Genomic DNA, 223 nt, shown 5'->3' with positions numbered 1-223 from the left:
ATTCCGGCTGTTCAGCACTTTCCCTAAACGGGTAAAGTTAAAGAACCGGTCACCCAGCGTGACCAGTCGCCGGTCACAATGCAACATCGCACGGGCAAATGAGCTGTTGGCCTTAAGCGGTTTTTCCAGCGCTTCATTCGCCTTATCGTAAGCCTCGACCAGTTTCCCGCTCAATGACGACACAACGCCCATAAATTTTTCAATGTTTGCCGGTTTCACATCC

1 protein-coding gene is annotated in these 223 nt (G+C 50.7%); it reads right to left on the bottom strand.

Going from position 1 to position 223, the window contains the following annotated elements; genetic code table 11:
• On the bottom strand, positions 1-223 hold a 223-nt coding region (locus ABR397_RS24600; RefSeq protein WP_350307959.1), incomplete at both ends, for a hypothetical protein.

This window comes from Photorhabdus viridis (genome assembly GCF_040256935.1).
Taxonomy (GTDB): Bacteria; Pseudomonadota; Gammaproteobacteria; order Enterobacterales; family Enterobacteriaceae; genus Photorhabdus; species Photorhabdus viridis.
This window is presented reverse-complemented; position numbering and strand designations above follow the sequence as displayed.